The 17,897-nt window shown below is 44.4% G+C and carries 16 protein-coding genes and 1 other annotated feature; of the genes, 6 read left to right on the top strand and 10 right to left on the bottom strand.

Translation table 11 applies throughout. From position 1 onward, the window contains the following. Window positions 1-5: 5 nt before the first annotated feature. From MHH63_RS02240 to MHH63_RS02220, 5 genes are all read right to left on the bottom strand, one after another. Window positions 6-773 carry a Cof-type HAD-IIB family hydrolase gene (locus tag MHH63_RS02240; RefSeq protein ID WP_341171173.1) on the bottom strand — a complete coding sequence of 256 codons (768 nt, stop codon included), beginning with the start codon at window positions 771-773 and terminating at the stop codon, window positions 6-8. Between the two features lie 75 nt (window positions 774-848). Then, on the bottom strand, window positions 849-2,954 hold the full coding sequence (locus MHH63_RS02235) for a peptidoglycan D,D-transpeptidase FtsI family protein (RefSeq protein ID WP_076279678.1): 2,106 nt from the start codon (window positions 2,952-2,954) through the stop codon (window positions 849-851). A 31-nt stretch (window positions 2,955-2,985) separates the two neighbouring features. After that, window positions 2,986-5,061 (bottom strand): peptidoglycan D,D-transpeptidase FtsI family protein, encoded by a 2,076-nt coding sequence (locus MHH63_RS02230; RefSeq protein ID WP_341087694.1) that lies wholly within the window; start codon window positions 5,059-5,061, stop codon window positions 2,986-2,988. A gap of 173 nt (window positions 5,062-5,234) precedes the next feature. Beyond that, window positions 5,235-6,380 (bottom strand): transglutaminase domain-containing protein, encoded by a 1,146-nt coding sequence (locus tag MHH63_RS02225; protein WP_076281937.1) that lies wholly within the window; start codon window positions 6,378-6,380, stop codon window positions 5,235-5,237. Window positions 6,381-6,443: 63 nt separating this feature from the next. Then, window positions 6,444-6,881: a hypothetical protein gene (locus MHH63_RS02220; RefSeq protein WP_076127990.1), complete on the bottom strand. Its 438-nt coding sequence runs from the start codon at window positions 6,879-6,881 to the stop codon at window positions 6,444-6,446. A gap of 270 nt (window positions 6,882-7,151) precedes the next feature. On the opposite strand from MHH63_RS02220, the gene MHH63_RS02215 reads away from it, so the two are divergent. Next, window positions 7,152-8,339, top strand: coding sequence for an MFS transporter (locus MHH63_RS02215; RefSeq protein WP_076127992.1), 1,188 nt, complete (start codon window positions 7,152-7,154; stop codon window positions 8,337-8,339). A gap of 132 nt (window positions 8,340-8,471) precedes the next feature. After that, on the top strand, window positions 8,472-8,819 hold the full coding sequence (locus MHH63_RS02210; protein ID WP_341171172.1) for a DNA primase: 348 nt from the start codon (window positions 8,472-8,474) through the stop codon (window positions 8,817-8,819). 95 nt (window positions 8,820-8,914) lie between these two features. Here the strand turns inward: MHH63_RS02210 and MHH63_RS02205 are convergent, their stop codons facing one another. Both MHH63_RS02205 and cyoE read right to left on the bottom strand, forming a co-directional pair. Then, window positions 8,915-9,532 (bottom strand): SCO family protein, encoded by a 618-nt coding sequence (locus tag MHH63_RS02205; protein WP_036685589.1) that lies wholly within the window; start codon window positions 9,530-9,532, stop codon window positions 8,915-8,917. Between the two features lie 23 nt (window positions 9,533-9,555). Next, the gene (gene cyoE / locus MHH63_RS02200; protein WP_036685285.1) at window positions 9,556-10,488 is read right to left on the bottom strand and encodes a heme o synthase; all 933 of its coding nucleotides are present in this window, start codon (window positions 10,486-10,488) and stop codon (window positions 9,556-9,558) included. A gap of 232 nt (window positions 10,489-10,720) precedes the next feature. Here cyoE and MHH63_RS02195 point away from each other — a divergent pair, with 232 nt between their 5' ends. After that, window positions 10,721-11,722 (top strand): metal-dependent hydrolase, encoded by a 1,002-nt coding sequence (locus MHH63_RS02195; protein ID WP_076218717.1) that lies wholly within the window; start codon window positions 10,721-10,723, stop codon window positions 11,720-11,722. Window positions 11,723-11,827: 105 nt separating this feature from the next. Further along, window positions 11,828-12,016: a hypothetical protein gene (locus tag MHH63_RS02190; protein ID WP_036685291.1), complete on the top strand. Its 189-nt coding sequence runs from the start codon at window positions 11,828-11,830 to the stop codon at window positions 12,014-12,016. A 2-nt stretch (window positions 12,017-12,018) separates the two neighbouring features. On the opposite strand, the gene trpS is transcribed toward MHH63_RS02190, so the two are convergent. After that, window positions 12,019-13,005, bottom strand: a complete 987-nt coding sequence (trpS, locus tag MHH63_RS02185) for a tryptophan--tRNA ligase (protein WP_036685592.1) — start codon at window positions 13,003-13,005, stop codon at window positions 12,019-12,021. 63 nt (window positions 13,006-13,068) lie between these two features. After that, window positions 13,069-13,308: a binding site (T-box leader), on the bottom strand. A gap of 134 nt (window positions 13,309-13,442) precedes the next feature. On the opposite strand from trpS, the gene MHH63_RS02180 reads away from it, so the two are divergent. Together MHH63_RS02180 and MHH63_RS02175 are read left to right on the top strand one after the other, a co-directional pair. Beyond that, a complete protein-coding gene (locus tag MHH63_RS02180; protein WP_341171171.1) occupies window positions 13,443-14,417 on the top strand; it encodes an aldose 1-epimerase in 975 nt (324 codons plus the stop codon). A 201-nt stretch (window positions 14,418-14,618) separates the two neighbouring features. Then, window positions 14,619-14,849: an alpha/beta-type small acid-soluble spore protein gene (locus MHH63_RS02175; RefSeq protein ID WP_036685295.1), complete on the top strand. Its 231-nt coding sequence runs from the start codon at window positions 14,619-14,621 to the stop codon at window positions 14,847-14,849. A gap of 153 nt (window positions 14,850-15,002) precedes the next feature. Here the strand turns inward: MHH63_RS02175 and MHH63_RS02170 are convergent, their stop codons facing one another. Continuing rightward, window positions 15,003-15,413, bottom strand: coding sequence for a hypothetical protein (locus MHH63_RS02170; RefSeq protein WP_036685297.1), 411 nt, complete (start codon window positions 15,411-15,413; stop codon window positions 15,003-15,005). A gap of 612 nt (window positions 15,414-16,025) precedes the next feature. Further along, window positions 16,026-17,825, bottom strand: coding sequence for a M3 family oligoendopeptidase (locus MHH63_RS02165; RefSeq protein WP_076184769.1), 1,800 nt, complete (start codon window positions 17,823-17,825; stop codon window positions 16,026-16,028). Window positions 17,826-17,897: the final 72 nt, after the last annotated feature.

The following is a 17,897-nucleotide window of genomic DNA, read 5'->3' as shown; positions in this document are numbered from 1 at the left end:
TTTTATTATTTGCTGCCTACAGAGGCTGCAGCTTCGGTAAAGATATACTTTTGGATGACCTCGGCAATCCCGTCTTGATTATTGGTCGCCACCACAACATCAGCCTCTTGTTTAACCGTCTTTTGCGCGTTGCCCATGGCAACCCCAAGCCCAGCCTGCTGGATCGCCGCCAGATCGTTAAGGCTGTCGCCCACAGCTACAACTTGCGACATTTCTATTCCCAGCAGCTTGCAGACTTCCTTTATTCCTGCTGCCTTATTCACGCCTAGAGGATTAATCTCCAGATTGTGTGGAGAAGAGTTCGTAATCTCCAGTCCACCCATATCCTGAAGACGAAGCAACAGCTTATGACGAAGCTCATCATCTTCAGTGTGATAACCGAATTTAAGCCATTCTCTACCCGTTACATCCCCATCCCAGTTATCCTGTTTAAGAACTTCGTCCAGAGAATAAGCCCAGAACCAGATGTCATCTGCTTTTGCAAGATCATACATTTCTTGTACCAGCTTGGGATCCATTAGCGATCTCCGGTATACTTCATGTGGCGCTCTCCACACCTCACTGCCGTTCACAGTGATCATCGGTGTCTCTAAACCTAGCTGCTCTGCATAGGGTAAGGCACTTACAAATGCCCGGCCTGTCGACAGACAGACATGAACGCCTGCGTTGACCGCCTTTTGAATCCATTCCACCGTTGTGGGTGTAATTATCTGTTCATCATTCAGTAGGGTTCCATCCATATCCAATGCAAGCAGGCGGTATTTGGCAATCATTTGCCACCCCTCCATTCTTGTATGCTCTCTATTGAGAAGCTGTTTATTTTTTAAATCTTAGCCATAGGGTCAGAGTTACTCGGTACCTGTAGTCTCTCCCTCCTTCGCATTATCATTAGTATTATTGCCAGACTGGAGACTTTTCTTTGGAACTCCATCAAGGCCATATTCCCAATCATAGGCATCAAATATTTTACGTGCGACTGGTGCCGCACTTTGTGAACCAAAACCACCTTCAGGGATTACAACCGCCACAGCCAACTTAGGATTATTACGTGGAGCATATGCAATAAATACCCCATTATCGCGAATTTCACCCTTAGCTACTTGCTGAGAGGTTCCCGTCTTACGGGCAAAGTCATAAGGGAAATCAGAAAAAGCACTAACTTCACTTCGCATCCCCTGCTTAATTTCATTCCAGTAGGACTTATCGAAGTTTGTTACTTCATCGAGCACCTCACGTTTAAACTCTTTGACTATATTTCCATCTGCATCAGTAATCTTGCTAACCAATTGAGGTTTAATCCGCTGTCCTTCATTAGCAAGTGTTGTAACATACTGCGCAAGCTGCATTACTGTATAACTTCCTTGTTGTCCGAAAGAGGCATAGACCAGTGCGGACTGCGCACTACCAGCAGCTTCTATATTGGTATAGTTTCTTTGACCCAAGAATTCATTTGGCAGGTCAATTCCCGTAGATACACCAAGGCCGAACTCTTTCATATAGACATCCCAGATGTCTATCCCCTTGCTTTTATATTTGTCATACAATCTTTTACCGACCATATCGACCATAAATGCATTCGAGGATTTCTCAATGGCTCTAGCAGGATCCAAAGAACCATATACGTGGTTAGAAGAGTTTCTTACCTTCGTTTCATGCCCAGACTTACCAAAAGTCGCAAAACCTTTATCCTGATAATACGATGAAGTTGAAAACAACCCTTCATTCAGGCCCACGAGTACACTCAAAGGTTTAATCGTTGAACCTAGAAGCAATACAGATCTTAGTCCATTCCCTGAGGTTCCTGAAGAAATAGGAGTTATCGTGCCGTTCTGATAGTTATCCATAATACTGTTCCAGACATCTGCAGATAAAGAACCCGTTGTCCAAACATTCGTATCATAGTCAGGCATACTCGCCATAGCAACAATATTGCCAGTATCTACTTCCATCGCTACTGCATATCCCGTTAAAGCATTCGGATGCGTTCTGCCTTGTACGGTATTAGAGTGCAACCATTTGAGCTGATCTGTTATCGCCTGTTCTGTCTTCATCTGAACGTTCTTATTAATCGTTGTCCAGATGTCATTTCCTTTGACAGGCGGAACGACACGCTCAATTTTCTCCGCCATATTCTGTGGATTGACGGAAATTTCCTGATAGCCGTTTTGCCCGCGAAGCTCACGCTGATATTTCAGCTCCAGCCCATCGAATCCAACAAATTCATCATCCTTATACGTTAGCCCTGGCTCCGGATTGTTTTTCATAGCACTTAGAATGTTTTTATAAATATTAAGACTGTTCGCGGATTTGAAGGGTTTGATATAACCAATCGTCTGTACAGCAACCGTATCTTTATCGTAATGACGAATGCTCTCCTCGACAATCTCAAGCCCCGGATATTCTCCTTTATGTTCCATGAAATAAGCAACTTCTTCAGTAGTCAGATCAGCCTTAATTCGCCGTGCCATAAAGCCAAGTGATTTACGAAAATATAAATCCAACACATCAATTACATCTTTCTCCGTCATCTTCTCTGCATTTGGATCCCCATATTTATTGAAATCAGCTACCAGCTTGGCTGCCAATGCATCAGACTTGGCCTTAGCCTCTGGGGTCAGCGTTGTTTTACCGGTGACTTTATCTGTTTCCTTAGCCGTATACTCTTTATTGAGTGTGATATACAGCGATTGAACAGGTGTGGAATAAGCTAGCTTCTCACCACCTGCAGCGTATATAACCCCTCTCATGGAAGCTAACGGTACATTTTTAGTATCTCTACTCGTCTCTACCTCAGTTAAAGTTGGACCTTCCACAAACTGCAGAACAGCTAGTCGGATGATGATTACGCAAAATATAACGAACGTGCTAAAGAAAAACACGTTGAGTCGCAGGCCAATGGAACTTTTGCTGCTGGTCTCGTCAGGAGGTGAGGCCTGCTTACGGAAAAAACTCACAGTTTTTCTCTCCTTTTTCTCTAATTTAAGCTTATTGTTCTTGAACGGGATCTGCCACAGGTGGAATATTCTTCTTCGGAACCCCATCCAGCCCATATTCCCAATCATAAGCATCAAAAATCTTACGGGCAACCGGAGCTGCACTATTGGAGCCAAAGCCGCCTTCCGGAATCACAACCGCTACAGCCAGCTTTGGATTCTCACGTGGAGCAAAGGCAATAAAGACCCCGTTATCACGGTTTATATTTTTTCTATCCGTTTTTTCAGAGGTTCCTGTCTTACGGGCAAAATCATAAGGAAAATCGTCAAAAGCACTAACTTTACTGCTCATTCCCTGTTTGATTTCTCTCCAGAACGATTTATCAAAGGTTACGCTATTAAGCACTTCTTTTTTAAATTCCTTAACCACCTTACCTTGCGCATCAGTAATCTTACTTACAAGCTGCGGTTTAATTCGCACACCTTCATTTGCAAGTGTAGTAGCATACTGGGCAAGCTGTAATGTAGTATAACTGCCTTGCTGGCCAAAAGATGCGTAGATGAGCGCGGCCTGTGAGCTCCCTGCAGCCTTGAAATCTGTATAGTTAATCTGACCTGGTGATTCACCGGGAAGACCACTTTGTGTTGACACACCCAGTCCGAACTTTTTCATATATTCGTCCCAGACCTCTACACCTTTATCCCCCAGGTATTTCTTGTATAGTTGCTTTCCGACCATATCTACCATAAATACGTTAGAGGATTGCTTGATAGCATCAGCCGGATACAATTTTCCATAGACGTGACCTGATGAATTTCTAACCGATGATTTATCATCCTTACCGAAATAGGTAATCCCCACATCGGGATAGGTGCTCGAGGTGTTAAAAAATCCTTCATTTAAACCAATTAATACACTTAACGGTTTAATGGTCGATCCCAAGAATACAAGTGAGCTAAAATCATGACCCGATCTCCCGGAAGAATTCGAGGTAATTGTACCATTCAGATGATTATTCATAATTTTATTCCAGACAGATGTAGGCAGCGAGTCCTTTGTCCATACATTCGAATCGTAATCAGGCATACTCGCCATAGCGACAATATTCCCAGTCTCTACTTCCATTGCTACTGCATAACCTGTTAAAGCATCAGGATGAGTTTCGCCTTGAACAGCATTGGTATGCAGCCATTTAATCTGATCCAATATGGCCTGTTCAGTCTTCATCTGAACATTCTTATTAATGGTCATCCAAATGTTATTGCCTTTTACAGGGGGAACGGTCTGTTCTACCTTCTCCGCCATATTTTGAGGAGTGACCGAAATGACCTGATAACCATTTTCTCCGCGCAGTTCGCGTTGATACTGCATTTCCAGACCATCAAATCCTACATATTCTTCCGTTTTATACATAAGTCCCGGTGAAGAATTGTCTTTCATTGCACTACGAATATTTTTGTACATCGCTATGTCTTCGGTTGATTTAAAAGGTTTACCAAAACCCACCGTCTGCACAGCTACCGTATCTTTATCGTAGTGGCGTACACTTTCTTCCACAATGGTAATACCTGGATATTCATCCTTATGTTCCATGAAATAAGCTATTTCTTCTGAAGTTAGCCCTGCTTTTATACGACGCGGTACATAACCCAGATACTTTTTAAAGTCCAGATCAAGTAAATCCAGCACGTCCTGCTGCGTTAACTTAGGGGCATCTGCACTTCCATATTTCTCAAACTCCGCTACTAATCTTGCTGCAAGGTCATTAGACTTATTTTTCGCTTTTTCCGTTAGTGAGGTTTCACCCGTTACTTTATCGGTGGTTTTAGCTGTATATTCCTTATTTAGGGTAAGATAGAGCGACTCAACAGGTGTAGAATAGGCTATCTGCTCACCCCCGGCAGCAAAAATAATCCCTCGCATGGCTGCCAGCGGAACAAACTTCGTATCCCGTTTGATCTCTTCTTCTGTCAGCAAAGCTCCCTCAGTAAACTGCAAACCTGCAAGACGCACAATAATGATACAAAAAATAAAAAAAGTGCCAAAGAAAAACAGATTCAATCTCAGACCTACAGAATGTTTCGAAGATTTCCCGTCCGCAGGCGGGAGCTGCTTCCCAAAGCTCACCAGCTTTCTTCCCTTCTATATAAAAATAATGTCTGAATTGCCTTAGCCAGCGACATTGCTCTTATAATGAAGGTGATTTCTAAGAAGCTGATTGTGAGCATTGCACTCGCATTTGTGTTAGAGCGGTTGGTATGAGTTTATTGTACCACACGGAAGGAGTGCGGCGCCCTCACTCAGAGTGCGTTCTCCCTAATATGCGTATCGTCAAAATCCTTCGGATTAAACCAATCCCCACTGCTCGCCCAAGTGGGATCCAATGGAATCCAAGCTTGCCGGTCACTTATATAAACTTCATTCCAGGCATGTGCGCCATACCCGCCTCGACCATCATAGCCTTGACCCGTTACAACGCGCACCTGCAATCCTTGGGAGCGGGCCATTACAGCGTAAAGACGTGCATAATCAATACATACCCCTATGCGTGTGTCGAAGGTATCCTGCGGGGTCTGTTCATGCCAAATTCTATTTTTTTCATAATTTTCCGCTTTGGCGTAATCATAAGTTACTCGTGTTCCTACCCAATCATACAGTAGTCTGGCTTTCTTCTCGTCTCCTTGCGCTTGTCCAATAATATCTTCAGCCGCACCCACAATATCTTGTGGAATGTCATGATCAATAACTTCATATTTTCTGCGCAGGATATCATTCATCTCAGCTGCAACGGTCTTCGTCAGAATAGGCAGCTTTTTCTGCACTGTCTCCCCAACAAAGGGCTCAAATACAGCGGCAGCGCTTTGACTGTAGATCGGAGAAGATTCCACATAACGGCTAAATTGACTTTCTGGATTTAGGCCAACACAAATGAAGAGAGCAAGCACAATAATTAAACCACGAGTCAAGCCTATAATTAATCCTATGATAGCTCCGCCCATACGGCTTACTTGCGTAATCTTTCTGTCCTTAAATGTCTTGGTGCGCCGTAGCTGATGGAATGGGAGCAGCATAGACAACAATCCCAGAAGCATGCGAATTAAGATATAAGAGAGCAATAACAACAATAGAAACCGCACCAGCGGCGATTCCGCCAGCACAGACACAGCCGTATAATAAATTTGCTGCCACTGGGTCAGCTGTTTATCAGGCAGACTTATTCCTGCTGCCCAAGTCTGTACATGAGGATTGAGATAAGCCGCAGCAGGAATGGCCAGCACCAAAGAAGCTATTGTATACAGTCCTGTTCCCAGCAGACCGAATAATCTTCCGGTAGCACTTGAGAACCCTCTGCTCCAGCCTTGCAATAGTGAAAAGACTACTACCAGCAGGAGGGCGATGGAGATGATATTTGCATCACTCAGACTAGTCAACCAACCGTTTATCATATCCAATCTCCCCTTTCAGTCGCCCGCTTGCTTGTTTTTGATAATGATTTAAACTGAGGCCGTTTATTGATGTTTCCGAGCTTCCTCGATAAATGTTTGTGTGGTATCAGTAATACTCCACTTCCCAAGACTAACTCCGCGGAAAGTAACCTCTACCTTATCTTCGCCAGTAGTACCTTTCACTTCAATATTCGGAGTTGTGATCGTAAATGTTCCGTCACCATTTGAAGTGTACTTCGCATCCTGCGCCTCTTTAAGCATAACCTCTTGTGCTTCCTTCTTCACCGTACTTACCGTTCCATCTGCCACCTTATTCACAGCGTTACCAATTTGGTCCATTGTCACACCACTATAGATGAATAGACCTACAACGATAATAATGACAATCGCCCATTTCAACATCGTTTTGACCAAATTAACAACCGCGAACAACAGGATGAGCGCAATAACAATAACTAACCAATTCTCTCTAATAAACTGTGACCACACCTCTGGATCCATCAACCTCACAACACCCCTATCACCTAGTTTCGTCCTAAGGATTATCTCCTCTATAGACATGACGCCAATATTAATTATTATACATGAATGCCCATCATAATTCATGGTTCCACAGCCAGAGAAAGGTATACCTGCTTATAGGAATTAAAAAAGCGGTATAAGCCCTCTCTGTCCCACGTAAAGTACAAGTAGTTGCTTAAATTTGATCTTCTTAAAATCCGCCTTCCTGCATTAATCTTTATTGTAGGTGGCTCTCGGAGGTGTTTCCCTGTGAAAACTGCGCTGTGGCTGTACCTGTTTCTTTTTCTGGCGTTTTTTGATTTACATGCACAGTATCCTATTCTAACGCCCTTTGCCATCTCTCTTGGTGCGGGACCCGCCTTTATTGGCTGGATGATGGGTATGTATTCGTTAACCCATCTTCCTGGCAATTTGCTCGCAGGCGTACTCGTCGATCGTAATGGCAGCCGCCGCTACATCGTCTTTAGCCTTGTTACTGCGGGAGCCATTCTACTGCTGCAGGCTCATGCTCAGCTTCCGTGGCATTTGCTGATGCTACGAGCAGCAAGCGGGTTCGCGCTCGCCTTCCTCTCTCCAGCGTGCATGACCTTGCTGGCTTCATTATCATCTGATGCTACTGAGCAGGGGAAATATATGTCCGGACATGGTATCGTTCATACCTTAGCTTCAGTGGTATCCCCGGCAGCGGGGGCCTTTATCGTAGCTAAAGCTGGCTATTCCGGCACCTTCACCACATTGGGATGGCTGCTTATCGCTACAGGCATCATGGCTTTTTTCAGTGTACCGGCACCTGCCCGGCGTTTAGTACGCCCTGTAAACTCTGCAGCACCTCCTTTAAAAAAACAGGATCTTCCTTCGGTCCCTATATCCGATGCCAATCCAGTTTCCAAACGTTATTATCTGCTGCCTTTTTTCGTTTCTTGTTCACAAGGGGTTCTGTTTTTTGAACTTCCTCTATCTCAGACCGGAAGTAATAGCATTGTTTCCACAGGCATTCTTTTATCGCTCCTTAGCTTAGGGGCTTTGGTAACACTCAGTTTGTTCTTCCTGAACCGCTTTTCCCCAGGAGGAAGAATAGCCGTGGCCTTGCTAGGTATGGCCCTTTGTTTTTTTGCGCTCGCCTCACTTCACAGCATTCCCGCTTCCGTTATTCTCTTTATGCTGGGTGCAGCCAAAGGAATATTATTTCCTGCAATGGCATCGCTCTTTATTAGTCTAGGTGGACCAGGACGTATGGGACGCACCTTCTCCATGCAGTCGATAGCCATGTCACTAGGCGCATTCGCAGGCCCTGTGGCCGCAGGACAATTAAGAGCCGTTGTTTCACCTTATTTCATTGCCTTTCTATTGCTGATGGTTGCACTATTACTGCTTCCGCCAAAAAATTCAACCAAGCTGTCTACCTACTCTTCCAAATGGAATGGGCGGGCCGCATGATTTATTGTTTTACGACATTTCCCGGGGAATGAAGATTTTCCTGTAGAAACAGTTGTTAAAACTGCTCCTCCTTCGGTAAACTATAATGAGTCTGTAAGTTCAGACTTCATTTCCGGAGGTGATTGTCAGCAAATGTCCATTACGATTATTGTCGAAGGCAAAAACGATCGCAGCAGATTACGACGCGTGCTGGTACCGGAAGTCGAAATCCTCTGTACCTTTGGTACATTAAATACGCTCAAACTCGAGTCCCTGCGACAAAAAGTAGGAGATGGAGAAGTATATCTTTATATGGATAACGACAGTTCAGGCAAAAAAATACGCGGGATTCTCCGCGATGCCTTTCCCGATGCTGGTCACATCTATACACGCCGGGGTTATGCCGGAGTGGAAGGCACTCCAGATGAATACAATATTAATCAGCTTGAAAAAGCGGGTCTGGAAGAGTTCATCATTTACCCTGAATCCATTCCTTTTTGATTCGCGATATATTGCCTAAGAAATTAAAAACGCCTTTTTCGTTATCCTTCAATAAATGGGATTCGAAAAAGGCGTTTCTGTTATGCGGTTAGGTTCTATTCACGAGCCAATTCATTCAGCCTATCGGCAAGAAATTCAGGCGTTATGTTATCCGTATCCCCTGCGTCATACAATGCACGGAGACGATTGTCTCGATCAACCAATGCTATGCGATTGGCATGTACGAAATTTTCTTTACTATTCCCTGCAATTAGTACTTTAAAAGAATCAGTTGCCAGCTTACGAATGACTTCCTGATCCCCCCGTAAGAAGTACCAACCCTTATAATCTGCCTGGAAACGGTCCGCAAAGCTTTTAATGGCTTCACGCGTATCATTCTCTGGATCAAAAGAAATGGAGACGAACGCCGTATCTTTTCCAAAGCTGCCATCGTCGACCAGAATTTTCTGCGTCTGAGATAACAGAAACGTAGTTATAGGACATACATCCGGACATTGTGTGAAAAAAAAGTATACCAGCCGCGCTTTACCTTGTGTATCAGCCAGAGTAATCTGGTCTCCATCCACATTTTCAAGTGAAAAGTCCTGCACTTCTCCGATTACCGGCAGTTTTTCTTTTCCTAAATTCAAAGAATTAACTGCCAGATAACCAGCCATTACCAAAGCAAGCAATAGTAGAATCCAGGTCCATTTATAACGCTTAAAGGTCTGCACGGACAATAATACCCTCCCTCTTCTTAACCGTGAATCGTATTCAATACAAGTACGATCAAACTTACCGTTAGGTAGTTAATGGAGAAGAGGAAGTTCTTCTTCGCCCAGACTTCGTCATCTTTTGCTGCAAAGCCCATCAAGGTTATGATTAACCAAGCCAGGGACAGCGCTGTTGAAATTACCAGATAAAAAATGCCTGCATAATCGTAGGCGTACATTAACACTGGAATAGGCAGCAACAGTGCTACATAAGGAATCATTTGAAACTTCGTACGACGTGTTCCTTTGACTACAGGCAGCAGCGGAAATCCAGCGGCTCTATATTCTTCTTTACGTCTAATCCCGAGTGCCCAGAAATGGGGAGGTTGCCACAGAAACAACATCGCAAACATCAGCCAAGCCCCTAGATCAACTGTTCCCGTAACTGCAACGTAGCCAATTACCGGTGGCATAGCTCCAGAGATCGCACCTACTGAAGTGCTCCATGTTGATGTCCGTTTCAACCAAAGGGTGTATACTACAACGTAAACGAACATCCCTACAATCCCGAACAGACCGGCTAAAACTCCGGAAAAAGCAAATAGTACAATCAAGCCCGCAATCCCTAGCCCAATAGCATACAGCAATACGGTTTTGGGTTTCAGTCGTCCTGTAGGAAGCCCCCGATCGCGCGTTCTTTCCATCTTCATGTCCAGGTCACGGTCGAAATAGTTATTAAAAACACAGGCCGAAGCCATAACCAGCATTGTACCGAGCAGAGTCAGAACTAATCTGCCGTATTGAACATCCCAACCTGAAGCCAGCCAATATCCTGCAAAGGCAGCGATGAGGTTAGATCGGATAATACCGGGTTTTGTTACGGTAATGAAATCACGCCAACTTGCACCTTCCGGTGGAGATTTTGCAGACATAGCTGCAGAATCGGAAGAAGCTTGAAATGTTATATGATTATCCACACCAAATGATCCTCCTTCTAAACGAACTTCTAACGTTCTAGCCGAAGCACTAAATAGACTTCGCTGTTAACTTTATCATATCAAACCCGAGGAGACTTTGACAGTCATGGCACAGTATGTTCATGAATTTGACAATTACGTGACAATATTTATTTCCAGCCCGTTAATAACCTAAGCTGTATTTGGGTAATTATTAATAATGTACTTCCGAACAACAAAGGAGAACTGACCAATGGACACCGCTACACATTTAGTTATGGGCATAGGGTTAGCCGGACTTTCATTCGTAGATCCTGTCGTTGCTTCTGACCCTAAACTGGCCGGGGCCGTTATGCTGGCTACGATTTTAGGCTCACAAGCTCCTGATGCCGATACCGCATTAAGACTAAAGGACAATGCAATATATATTCGTAATCACCGGGGAATCACACACTCCTTGCCTTTTCTAATTTTGTGGCCCGCTCTGATTGCCCTAGTCTTAGGGCCTCTGTTTGGATTTACTGATTTGGCAGCTTTAAGCCATGTTGCACTCTGGGGTTTCATAGGCGTAGGCGTGCACGTCTTCTCTGATCTGTTTAACACCTATGGAACCCAGGCCGCCCGTCCATTTACTGAGAAATGGATTGCCTGGAATATCATCCACATTTTCGATCCATTTATTTTTGGCAGCCATATCGCAGCTATTCTACTCTGGATCACTGGGATTGTGCCGCCCAAACCTTTATTTATTACGCTTTATGCCTGTACCATTCTTTATTATATTTGGAGAACGGTTGTTCATGCCCGCCTTACACGAAACATCAAGCTTAAAGATATACACCATAATGCTGGTGAACGTTATATTGTAATCCCTACAATTTCACTTAAACGCTGGAACGTAGTTAAAGTGAAAAAAGACGGCAGCTATGACGTTGGACAGCTACTGAACAACCGCCTGGAATGGTTCAAACATGCGGTCTGCTCGAATCATCCCGCTGTGGAAATATCCAAGTCGCATCCAGATATTCAGTCCTTTCTATATTTCACCTCTTATGCGGTTGCCGAAGTGGAGGAGCTTCCTTCAGGATATATGGTGCGCTGGGGAGACGTTCGTTATTTACACCGCAAACAATACCCTTTTGTGGCTGTATTAGTTATGGATAACCAATATAAACCTTTAAATACTTATGTAGGCTGGCTTAGCAGTGATAAGCTCGACAAACGATTTTCCATCGACCCTGGTTCTTTACGATGAAACTGTAGACTTACTGAGAGATCTATTCTATAATCACAAAAAATCCCGGAGTATTTTATAATACTCCGGGATTCATTTTAGCAGACACGGAAAGGAAGGCTCTTAATGGGTAAAGGACTCTCACTTTGGTTCGCTTGTTCTTCTATTCTTATTCTCACTGCCGCTTCAATCGCGATCAGCTATAGCTTCTGGCTGGCACTTCTGCTTGGTTTTCTTTGCGTAATGAATATTGGCTGGGGATTTATCCTCAAAGCCAGAATTAGACGCAAACAGGAAAGCTTAAGCTCTGACTAAAATTAACGAGCTGGCAGAAAGCCCATCCGCTCTTTTACGCCATTCAACGTCTCAGCTGCAACAATACGTGCGCGTTCAGCACCTTCGGCAAGAATATCAGTGATCGCACCTGAACTGCGAATTTCATGATATCTTTGTTGCAAAGGCTCAAGTGTGGATACAACCACTTCCCCAAGATCCTTCTTAAAGCCACCATACATTTGTCCCTCATAACGATCGGCAATTTGCTGAAGGGACATTCCAGAACATTCCGAGTAAATACTCATCAAGTTACTAATCTCTGGCTTGTTAGCCGGATCAAAGATCACTTCACGTCCAGAATCAGTCGTTGCGCGGCTGATTTTTTTACGGATCACATCCGGTGAATCCAACAGGGCAATATAGCTGCCTGCATTCGGGCTGCTCTTGCTCATTTTTTTAGTGCCATCATCCAGAGACATAATGCGTGCGCCCACTTCAGGGATATACGGTTCAGGAATCGTAAAGAATTCGCCAAAACGGTTATTGAATCGGCCAGCTAAATCACGGGTCAACTCCAAGTGCTGCTTCTGATCTTCACCTACTGGCACAAGATCCGCATTATAAACAAGAATATCTGCTGCCATTAAAGAAGGATATACGAATAGGCCCGCGCCAACTGAATCCTTACCTGATGATTTATCTTTGAACTGTGTCATACGCTCAAGCTCGCCCATTGCCGTCAGCGTAGTCATGATCCAGCCCAATTCCGCATGCTGAGGCACATGAGACTGCATATATACATTCGAACGCACAGGATCAATTCCTGCCGCGATAAAGAGTGCAGCTACAGCTTCAGACTGCTCACGCAGTGCCGCAGGATCTTGAGCAACGGTGATCGCATGCATATCGACAACCATAAAGAAACATTGATGATCGTCTTGCAGCTTCACAAAATTTTTCAGCGCTCCGATATAGTTACCCAAAGTTAGAGAACCGCTCGGTTGTATGCCTGACATTACTTTTTTCAACATAATATAGACCTCCGTTAGATGTAATTTCCGATTTCCGAGAACGCAAAAAAAGCCTCATCCGCAAGGGACGTGAGACCGTGGTGCCACCCTTATTCGCTGCTTAACCTTTGTATAGTCAAAGGGAAACAGCCTTAGTCTTCCGTTAACGGGGAAGATCCGGCCGGTCTACTAGGGCATCTTGCTCCCGTTCAAGCGCGGCGCTCAGGGGTCCATTCATCAGGAGTGTCCTACCGGTTCGCATCAACCACCGGCTTTCTGAAGGTGCATTTCCTGTCTACTTGTCCCCGTCATCACATTCTCATCATAATTTAATGCCTTCATCATAGAACCATAAAGAGAAGTTGTCAAATCACTTAACCACTTCCGCATAAATCTGTTATGATAAGGTTATCCATGTTCTATTCGATTACAGTTACGATAAAGGAGCATATCTCATGAAACAGGTGACCAAAGGGCAGTGGGGCGGTTATGATACTTATATTTTGCACAGCCGCGAACTGGAAGTCACGCTTTTGCCGCGACTAGGAAACAACGTGATTTCATTGTTTGATGTAAAAGAACAACGGGAAATTCTGCGGCGGCCTGATGAAAGCGATCAAGCTTTCTTTATGCAAAAACCTTACCATTTTGGCATCCCGCTCTTAATTCCACCCGGAAGAATTCGTAAAGGAAAATTTCAATTCGAGGGTACAAGTTATCAATTTGGCCAGAATACCGCTGGTGACAATCATATCCATGGTCTACACCGGACTCAATCCTGGTGTGTCAGCGATATTGAAGAAGACGAGGACGGTTGTGCAGTCACTACTGAATTCCTTACTGAAGATGATCCGCACTGGATGGAGCAATTTCCCATTCCACTCAAATTCGAAATGACATTCAGGCTTCAGGATGCCCGGCTCAGCCAGACTTTAAAGGTTACAAATCTCGGCGATCATCGTATTCCCTTTGGGATCGGCTATCACACCTGGTTTATGATCGATGGAGAACCTGAACGCTGGAATCTCAAGCTGCCCGTAAACAGCATTTATGAACTAAACGATGAATTGCTCCCTAGCGGCAATCTAATTCCACTTGGTGATCTAGATTCACTAAACTCTGGAATCAACCTCCAGGGAACTAATTTTGATACTGCTCTACGTATTGGTGACAAGCAGCCCGTAGAAGCCTTGCTATTACGCGATGATGGTTATGGTCTTCGTTATACAGCTGACGAGAATCATTTCCGTCACTGGGTCCTGTATACCAAAGGGCCGGCCGATCAATTTCTGTGCATCGAACCTTACACCTGGCTCCCGGATGCTCCTAACGTTTCCGATGACCCTTCCTTCACGGGCTTGCTGAAGGTAGAACCAGGTCAAAGTCTTGAGCTGTCCACTATGCTGGAAATGATCTATCCCGAGAATTAAAGCAGATATACATTATATCGGTCTTCCCTTGCGTTTACGTAAGAGAAGGCCGATTTTTTTGTGCGAGCTTAGTTATTTGGGCTTTCTACCCTTACTTTTAATCGACTAATAATTACCATCCTTAAAACCTTTCGATAGCATGCATGAATTAGCCTCTTAGCGCTCATACTATCTTCACAACGGGCGAAGGAGGTGACACACATGGGTCAAGCAGGTCAAGGTCGTAGCAGCCGTTCCAATAACCTTGTAGTTCCTCAAGCAAATGCAGCGTTGCAACAATTGAAATATGAAGCAGCACAAGAGCTTGGAGTAACGATCCCAGCTGACGGTTATTACGGGAACTACACTTCCCGCGAAACTGGTTCTTTGGGAGGTTACATCACTAAACGTCTAGTACAACTGGCAGAACAACAACTGTCCGGTCGTCAGTAACATCGTTATCTTAAGTGTTTTATCCGGCAGAGGTCTTAAAAAGCCTATTGCCGACTAGCTTTCAAACCTCTCACACTTCTTCTAGAAGCTGTGGGGGGTTTTTCTAATTTATAGCCTATAGTCCCAGCTGCAAACAATTTTTATGTAAAACGTTTAACTTAAAAATTGATCAGCACTCTCGGCGTAAGCATTACGGGGAGATCGAATCATCAGATTCGCCATATTATAATTAGACTCCAGCGTAGCATCTACGATTAGCTTGCCCTGTCTTATAGCGAATTCATAGCTGATCTCACCATGAGTCCAACGGCGTTTGTATTTCAGACTCTCCAGTGCCATTAAACGAAAAGAAGACTGCTGGCTCTCCGTTATTCCTTCCTTCACTTCTGTGAATCCACCCCCCCGACCGGCTAAAGGGTGATGACGTATGCCGAATTTGCCAATGGTATTATTTCGTATTTGCACAAATACGGTACCGGAAGATAGTCCTGATAATTCCTCTTGCAGTTCCCTAAACACCAAATCCATCTGTCTTGCTAATGATAGCTGTTCTGTCTTAAGCATATCTTTCCTCCTAAAAGTTTTGTGAGCTTAGCTTCTTCGAGTTTTCTTCGTCTTATAAATCGAACCCTAAATATTTGGGCTAAGAGTCCGTCGCCACTGCGGGGAATGTTTGGACTTCCAGCCGCTGTTGTCTCCAAATTTCTTGAATTCTTACGCGTATAGCGGGTGAAATTCGGAGACAAAGGCAGTCGCTCTCGCTCTTACAGTTCCAAAATTCCCCTCCGCCACTCCTTCCCCTTTTCCCAAGTTTCTGGTTCGATTTATATCGTTTTGTGAGCTTAGCTACTTCGAGTTTACTTCGTACAAATCGGCTTAGTAAGCGCTTACTTAAGCTTTTTGAGCTGAGCTCATTTGTCTTCCATGCAAGCCTTTTATAAGGCTCAAGGCTCATTATAGACCCCTTAAATACGTCAAACAACATTATTCTACAAAATTGGGTTATTATCCCTAGTAATGCGCAAAATTCATGGATCATTCGTATATTAATTTTTATAAACCGGGGGTTTTCGACATTTAAGCATTAAAAAAAGACCCCTTAACCGGGGTCTTTGCGTGTTCACACTGAAATTCCGTTATTTTTTGCGCACTGAAATTTGTCTTATTTTAGACATTTCATGCTAAATGCTCTGTCATCTCCAAGAACTCGTTGATATCAGCCACAATCAGATCTGTAGCTCCTTGCCAGAAATCCGGTTTTGTCAGATCCACACCCAAATGTTTGAGCACCAAATCCTCCAATGTCATCACGCCGGTATCCTGCAACAAGCTATCGTATTTGTCTGCAAAGGAAGCTCCCTCTTGTAATGCCAGACGATATAAGCCTGTACTGAACATATAACCAACGGTGTACGGGAAATTATAGAAAGGTACATCTGTGATATAGAAATGCAGCTTCGACGCCCAGAAGTGAGGATGGTATTCAGAAAGCACACCACAGAAAGCTTCTTTCTGTGCTTCCACCATCAGAGCGGACAGTTCCTCAGCATTTACAAGACCTTCCTTACGTTTCTCATAAAAGCGAGTCTCGAACAAGAATCGAGCGTGAATGTTCATAAAGAATGCCACACTGTTCTGTATCTTCGTTTCAAGCAGAGCCAGCTTCTCCTCTGCATTGCCCGCAGCTTTAACCTGAGCATCAGATACAATCACTTCTGCAAAGGTTGAAGCGGTCTCTGCAACGTTCATTGCATAATTCTGATTAAATACAGGTTGATCATCAAGCAGGTAGGAATGATAAGCATGTCCCAGCTCATGGGCCAATGTTGAAACATTGGAAGGTGTGCCGCTGTAAGTCATGAATATCCGTGATTCTTTACTCTCAGGGAAGGAAGTACAGAATCCACCAGGGCGTTTGCCATTACGATCCTCAACCTCGATCCAGTTATTATCAAAGGCACGCTCTGCAAACTCAGCCATCTTAGGACTAAATTTACGGAACTGTGTGACGATATCCTTCGCAGCTTGATCATAAGGGATCTTGCCGGAGGATTTGCCTACAGGAGCTTCGACATCGACCCATGAGAGAGAATCCAGCCCCAGCAGCTTGGCTTTACGCTGAAGGTAGGACACAAGTACAGGTTTGCTATTCGTAATCACGTCCCACATTGTATTTAAGGTGTCCTGTGTCATACGATTGATGCTGAGCGGATCTTTCAGAACATCGTCCCAGCCTCTGCCCTTATAGAGCTTCAGGCGGAAGCCTGCTAAGTGATTTAAGGTATCCGCGCAATTATCTGCCGCTTCAGTCCAAGCCTCTTCCCATTTATGGAACATCGTTTGACGCACTTTTGGATCTGGATCATCCAACTTATTAAAAGCTTGACCAGCAGATAGCAGCTTTGTTCCTTCTTCATCCTCAAATGGGATCTTGATCGAGCTCACAATCGTATCATAGTGCCCGCTCCATCCATGATATCCGTCAACAGCTAATTCCAACGCTAAGCTTTCCAGCTCAGGGCTCATCTTCTCACGGGCCAAATCACGGCTCTCGCTCAGTACGAACGTTAAAGGAGCAATCTCTGGACGAGCCATCCACTCAGCCCATACCTTGTCCGTAGTCTGACGAAGGACATTGCTAAATTGCGAGCTGATCCCTTCGAATCCAGCGCGCATGCTTGTCACTTTGGCCGCCAGCCTTACCGCACCCTTGTCCATCTGATTCTGAGCGCCTAGACAGTCTGCGAAGGAAGTGACCTCCACAAGTCTTCCTGAACAGCTCTGAAGCAATGCTATAACCTCATCCAATGCTTTTGTAGACGCAACATCCGTTGGTGCCACAGCATCCTTCACAAAGCCTTGCAAGGATAAAATATCTTTTTCAAGCTTGCTCAAGAACCCTTCTAACTCTGCAGACGAAGAACCCCCCGGAAAAATAGTATCAAGTTCCCAAGTCAGTGATAACGGTTGTTTCATGTGTACTCACCATTCCTTTGCTTTCATTTGACTTTCTTTGTAATTGTCTTAACACCATGGTAAAGTGAATAA

Source organism: Paenibacillus sp. FSL H3-0310 (assembly GCF_038002785.1).
GTDB lineage: Bacteria > Bacillota > Bacilli > Paenibacillales > Paenibacillaceae > Paenibacillus_AQ > Paenibacillus_AQ odorifer.
This window is presented reverse-complemented; position numbering and strand designations above follow the sequence as displayed.